Source organism: Kitasatospora sp. NPDC093558 (assembly GCF_040683475.1).
GTDB lineage: Bacteria > Actinomycetota > Actinomycetes > Streptomycetales > Streptomycetaceae > Kitasatospora.
Genome location: NZ_JBFBDY010000001.1, coordinates 68,916 through 75,267, shown reverse-complemented (window position 1 = coordinate 75,267; position 6,352 = coordinate 68,916). Strand labels below are relative to the sequence as shown.

The following is a 6,352-nucleotide window of genomic DNA, read 5'->3' as shown; positions in this document are numbered from 1 at the left end:
AGAGCGGGCTCCGGCCGTTCCGGATGCTCCGGACGCCACCTGGCCACGGCGGCCGGCCGGTTGCTCCACCGCCGCGCCGCGAGCCGCGGCCAGATCACCAGGACCGCAGGCAGCGCGAGGTACCCGAAGCGCCCGGCCGGGGCCAGCATGAAGGCGATCGCGAGCCCCGCGGCCAGCAGGTCGGCGGCGCCCATCGCGGTCACCGGCGGCCGGGCCAGCAGCCAGATCGCGACCGCGACACCGCCGAGGGTCATCAGCGTCAGCGACACGGTGTGCCCGGTCGGCCCGAAGCCGGCCAGCACCTTGCCGGGCAGCGGGCTGCCCGCCGGGGTGCGGATCGCGGTCATCCCGAGCGGGAAGAGCACCACCTGCTCGCGCAGCTCGTCCGCCCTGGTCAGCACGGACGGCAGCAGCACGGCCAGGCTCGTGCCGACGGCGATCAGCCCGGTCCTGGCCGCCGGGCGCCGCCCGTACAGCCGCCACATCAGCAGAACTGCGACGGGCAGCGCGGGCCAGGCCGTCCACTTGAGGGTGCAGGCGAGGGCGAGGACGAGCCCCGCGCCGACGGTGCGGTCGCGCTCGGCGAGCGCCATGGCCAGGCAGCAGACGCCGATCAGCGGCAGGTCGACCCCGCCGACGACGAGGGCGAGCGCTATCAGCGGCGAGGCGGTGAGCACCGCGAGCGGCAGCAGCGGCGCGCGGTCCCTGGACGGCCGCAGGAGCCGCCAGCTGGCCAGCAGGCAGGCGAAGAAGGTGAGGGCGAACCAGATCCGGGCGTCCCCGGCGACCCGGGTGAAGGCGTCCCCGCTGCCGAGCAGTTGGCGGGGCATCCCGAAGAGCGACATGGCCGGCAGGTACGGGTTGTAGTCGGTGACCACGACGGGGTGCTGCAGGTAGGCGCTGCCGGTGGTGAGCAGCAGGTGGGCCGAGCGCTCGACCACCATCACCTCGGACTGATGGCGGCCCTGGACGGCGAGGAGCGCGAGCGGCACGACGACGGCCCCGAGGAGGGCGACCGCGGCGGCGGAGCGGGCCGCGAACCGGCGCGGCAGGATCAGGCAGAGCAGCCCGGCCAGGGCGTAGGCGGGGGCCGCGATCATGCCCCAGACGCGCTGGTTGGGCAGGTCGGAGACGAGCGGGAAGGCGGCCGCCCAGCCGGCCGCGATGGCGCAGCCGAGCAGCTGGACGCTGCGCAGGGAGGCGAGTCGGGCGGGGTCGGTCCGCGCGGCCGTGGGCGGAAACGTGTTCTCGCGGCGCTGGCGGGGGACGACTCTGGGGACCAGGCCGCGCAGGGGGCGGTCGGGCCGCGAGGGCGGTCCGGCCGGTTGGGGGGCCGGCGTTCTGGAACGGCCGGTGAACCGGCCGCGCGGGCGGGAGAGGCCGGGCGTGCGGGTGCTCACCATGGTGGAAGGTTATGGGTGGGGGCCCCGCGCTGTCGCCACCGGGATCGACGGAGAGTCGCGGTCTACGCGCGGAGAGTCGCCCACCGTCCTGCCAGTGGGCGACCCTTCGTGTCCATAGCAACCGGCGGTGACCGGCGCCGTATCCGGAGCGTGAGACGGATCAGCCGATGTGGCTGTCCACCGGGGCCGCCTGCCGCTCCGCTCCGCGCTCCAGCTTCGAGTGCTTGATGCTGTAGCCGAAGTAGACGACCACGGCGACGGCGAGGGCGATCGCCCCGGCCCGGAACGTGTCGGCGTGCAGGCCGGTGATGAGGTAGCCGCAGAAGCCGACGCTGAGCAGCGGCACGACCGGGTAGCCGGGCACCTTGAAGCCGCGCGGCAGGTCGGGCTGGGTCCGGCGCAGGACGATGACGCCGATCGAGACGACCGAGAAGGCGATCAGAGTGCCGAGGCTGGTGATGTCGGCCAGGACGTCCAGCGGGACGAACGCGGCGAGCGCGCCCACGCCGACGCCAACCACGATCGTGTTCCAGACCGGGGTGCCGGTGCGCGGCGAGAGCTCGGCGAAGCGCTTGGGCAGCATGCCGTCGCGGCCCATCGAGTACAGGATGCGGGTCTGGCCGTAGATCACCACGAGGGTAATGCTGAAGATCGAGAGGATCGCGCCGACCGCGAAGACCATCGCGGGCCAGCTCTGGCCGGTGATGTCCTGGAGGATCTGGGCGAGCCCGGCCTCCTGGCCGTCGAACTTCTGCCACGGCTGGGCGCCGATGCCGGCCAGCGCGACCAGGATGTAGAGCAGGGTCACCACGACCAGCGAGATGATGATCGCCAGCGGCAGGGTGCGGCGGGGGTTCTTGACCTCCTCGCCGGCGGTGGACACGGCGTCCAGGCCGATGAACGAGAAGAAGATGCTGGACGCCGCGACCTGCACGCCGCCGACGCCGAGCGGCATGAACGGGGTCATGTTGCCGGAGTGGAAGCCGGTGAGCGCGACGCCGATGAACAGCATCAGGATGAGGATCTTGATCGCGACCATCGCCGCGTTGACCTTCACCGACTCGCTGACGCCCCGGATCAGCAGGAAGCAGACCATGGCGACCAGCAGCAGCGCCGGCAGGTTGAACCAGTGGGTGCCGTCCGGCGCGCCCGCCAGCTGCTCGGGGATCTTGACCCCGAAGGCCAGGTCGAGGAACTTGTTGAGGTACTCGGCCCAGCTCACCGCGATCGCGGAGGCCGAGACGCCGTACTCCATCAGCAGGCAGATGCCGACGCCGAAGGCGACGCCCTCGCCGAGGGTCGCGTAGGCGTAGGAGTAGGACGAGCCGGAGACCGGGATCGCGGAGGCCATCTCGGCGTAGCACAGCGCCGTGAGGCCGGCCGTGACGGCGGCGATGACGAAGGACAGGATGACGGCCGGTCCGGCCGACGGCACCGCGGTGTTGAGCACGAAGAAGATGCCGGTGCCGATGGTGGCGCCGATGCCGATCGAGGACAGCTGCCAGAGTCCGATGGAACGGCGGAGGTGGATGCCGGAGCGTCCGCCCTCCTCGGGAGCGCCGGCCGGGAGGCTGTCCCGGCCCTCGCTCTCGGCGATCAGTGTCGACACGGGCTTGCGTCGCGACAGACGCGCGCCAAGGGAGTTGCTGGCCAAAACCGCGGTCCTTCTAGGCAGAGGAGGGTGTCCTAGCGGTCGGTCACCAAAAGCGATACGGGGTGTCATCGCGGACCAACCGAACAAAGATGGGACAGTACCGCGCGAATGCACCAGTGTCGCAAACGAACAGTCCGGACTTGCGCATTATACGAACTGTCGAATAGACAAGGACAAACCGGACGCTTCGTAAACGGCGGATCGCCCCGAGGCGAGGTAAAGCCGCAGCTCAGGGCGGCCGGCCCGGTCACCGCGCGAGGACGGCCTGCATGACGGACCGGGCGATCGGCGCGGCCAGCCCGCCACCGGTGACGTCCGTGGCGTCACTGTCCGCGATCACCACGGCGACGGCCACCGGCGGCACCTTGTCCGGGCCGGCCGGCCTGGCCCACGCGATGAACCACGCGTACGGCGTCCCGCTGTTGTCCACCCCGTGCTCGGCGGTCCCGGTCTTCCCGCCGACCACCGCGCCCGGGATCCGGGCGTTCCGTCCGGTCCCGTTGTCCACCACGTCCGTCATGAGCCGCTGCACCTGCGCGGCCACCTCGGGCGTCATCGCCCGCTTGTAGACGGACGGCTTCATCAGCTGCACCGCCGTCCCGTCGCCCTTCGTCAGCTTGTCCACAAGCTGTGGACGCATCACGGTCCCGTTGTTGGCGACCCCGGCCGCGACCATCGCCATCACCAGCGGGGTCGCGGCGGTGTCGAACTGCCCGATCGAGGAGAGCGCGAGCTGCGACTCGTTCATCCTCGTGTCGACGTTGGAGCGGGCCGGCCGCACCGGCATGTCGAGCCGGGCGTCGTTGAAGCCGAAGTTCCCGGCCATCGCCACCATCGCGTCCAGCCCGGTGCGGACTCCGAGGTAGCCGAGGACGCTGTTACAGCTGAGGACCATCGCGGTGTCCAGCGACTGCCCCGGCCGGTCGCAGGCCGTCGTGTCGTTGACCAGCGGCGTGGTCGTCCCCGGCATGACATAGGGGAAGGGCGCGGTGGTGGGCGCGTTGATGTCGGTGACCACCCCGGCGGTCAGCGCGGCGGCGGCCGTCACCACCTTGAAGGCCGAGCCGGGCGGGTAGGTCTGGCGCAGCGCCCGGTTGAGCATCGGCCGGCCGGTGTCGGTCTGCAGCCGGTTCCAGGCCGCCTGGTCGGCCGAGGTGGACCCGGCGAAGCTCCCGGGGTCGTAGGAGGGCGTGCTGGCCAGCGCCAGGATCCGCCCGGTGGCGGGCTCGATCGCGGCGACCGCGCCCGTCTGGGCGGCGAGCCCGCGCACCGCTGCCTCCTGGGCGGCCCGGTCGAGGGTGGTGTAGACGTCCCCGCCGGGGTTCTGCCGGCGCGCGACCGCGTCCCAGACGGCCCAGCCCGCCAGCCGGCTGTCCGTGCCGGTCAGCAGGTCGTCCTCGATCCCCTCCAGCTGGGTGTTGCCGTACGCCTGCGAGGCGAAGCCGGTGACGGCCGCGTACGTCGGGCCGTCGGTGTAGGTGCGCTTGTACGCGTACCGGCCGCCGGTGGGTGCCGAGCCGGTGACGGGGTCGGCGCCGACCAGGATGTTCCCGCGCGGCTGCGCGTACCGCTCGACGGTGAGCCGCTGGTTGGCGCTGTTGTGGTCGAGGTCCTTCGCCTCGAAGACCTGCACCCGGGTGGCCTGGACGCACAGCGCGGCGATCAGCAGCAGGCAGAACGTGCCCGCGCGGCGGCCGGTGACGGAGATCCCCGGGAGCCCCTGCGGTCCGTTCCCCCGGCCCGGCCCGAAGCGCACCATCAAACCTCCCCCGGCGCCGGCCTGCGGGCGACGTCACTCATGCGTCCGGCTCGCTTCGCTCACCGGGCGCTTCGCGACACACGCGCCCGACTTTGATTCGCTCGCTGCGCTCGCTCATGCGCACCAGCAGCGCCACGATGATCCAGTTGGTCACCACCGACGAACCGCCTTGCGCGACGAACGGCAGCGTCATCCCCGTCAGCGGGATCAGCGCGAGCACCCCGCCCGCCACCACGAACACCTGCAGGCCGACGATCGACGCCAGCCCGATCGCCAGCAGCCGCCCGAACGGGTCGCGCAGCGCGATGCCCGTCCGGAAGCCGCGCGAGATCAGCAGCGCGTACAGCAGGAACACCGCGACCAGCCCGGTCAGGCCGAGCTCCTCGCCGATCGTCGCGAGGATGAAGTCGGACTTGGCGGCGAACCCGATCAGCACCGAGTGCCCGTTGCCGAGGCCCGTACCGAGCTCCCCGCCCCACGCGAAGGCGAACAGCGACTGGGCGATCTGGTTGGCCCCCTTGCCCGCCGCGATCGAGCCGAGCGGGTCCAGCCAGTCCGCCACCCGGCTGCGCACGTGGGCCTCGAAGTACCCCACTGCCACCGCGCCGGCCGCCGCGAGGCCCAGCCCGATCGCGATCCAGCCGGTGCGCGCGGTGGCGACGTACAGCATCACGACGAACAGCCCGAAGTACAGCAGCGACATCCCGAGGTCCGTCTCCAGCACCAGGACGCCGACGAACGCGGCCCAGATCAGCAGCACCGGCCCGAACACCCGCCCGCGCGGCAGCTGCCAGCGCCAGGCCCGCCGCCCGGTGAGCGCGAGGGCGTCCCGGTGCACGGCCAGGTAGGCGGCGAAGAAGACCGCCAGGAGCACCTTGGCGAACTCCCCCGGCTGGAAGGAGAGCGGCCCGAGGACGATCCAGATCCGCGAGCCGTACACCGGCGGGAAGAAGATCGGCAGCACCAGCAGGACGAGCGCCGCGAGCGCGCCCACGTACGCGTACCGCCGCAGCCGCCGGTGGTCGCGCACCAGCAGGACCACCGCGCCGAACAGCGCCACCCCGAGCGCGGACCACAGCAGTTGCGTGGAGGCCGCGCCCGGGCCCGGGGTGGCCCGGTCCAGCCGGTAGATCACCACCAGCCCGATCCCGTTGAGCAGCACCGCGATCGGCAGCAGCAGCGGGTCCGCGTACGGCGCCCGCCACCGCACGACGGCGTGCGCCAGCAGGGCGAGCACGCCGAGCGCGGCGCCGTACCCGGCGGTGTCGGCGGGCACCGTGCCGTCCAGGTTCACGCCGACCTCGACGTAGCCGAAGACGGCGATCAGCACGGCGGCCAGCACCAGCACGAGCTCGGTGGTGCGCCGGGCCGGCACCGGCCCGGCCGGCCGGGCGGCGGTTCCGGTCACGGCGGAGGGTGTCGCCACGGACCGTCCTGGGAGAGTGCTCACCGCGGGTCCTTCCCGCGCGTCGGACGCTTCGGGACGCGGCAGCCCCGGCGTCCCGTCCCGTCACCCTAACGACCGCTATCCATATT

Annotated in this window: 4 protein-coding genes; all 4 read right to left on the bottom strand. The window is 72.4% G+C overall.

The genetic code is table 11. From position 1 onward, the window contains the following. Window positions 1-1,403, bottom strand: a 1,403-nt coding sequence (locus tag AB0O00_RS00385; protein WP_363647488.1) for a glycosyltransferase 87 family protein, incomplete at its 3' end; no start/stop codon positions are given. Between the two features lie 160 nt (window positions 1,404-1,563). Next, complete coding sequence (locus AB0O00_RS00380) at window positions 1,564-3,012, bottom strand: amino acid permease (protein WP_363647486.1); 1,449 nt, start codon at window positions 3,010-3,012, stop codon at window positions 1,564-1,566. 292 nt (window positions 3,013-3,304) lie between these two features. Then, window positions 3,305-4,816, bottom strand: a complete 1,512-nt coding sequence (locus AB0O00_RS00375; protein ID WP_363647484.1) for a penicillin-binding transpeptidase domain-containing protein — start codon at window positions 4,814-4,816, stop codon at window positions 3,305-3,307. A 37-nt stretch (window positions 4,817-4,853) separates the two neighbouring features. After that, entirely contained in the window at window positions 4,854-6,224 is a 1,371-nt protein-coding gene (locus tag AB0O00_RS00370; RefSeq protein ID WP_363647482.1) for an FtsW/RodA/SpoVE family cell cycle protein, read from the bottom strand. Window positions 6,225-6,352 lie beyond the last annotated feature (128 nt).

Excerpts from the sequence above, each read along its gene's own strand:
- AB0O00_RS00375 (WP_363647484.1), bottom strand. The coding sequence starts at position 4,816 with ATGGTGCGCTTCGGGCCGGGCCGGGGGAACGGACCGCAGGGGCTCCCG.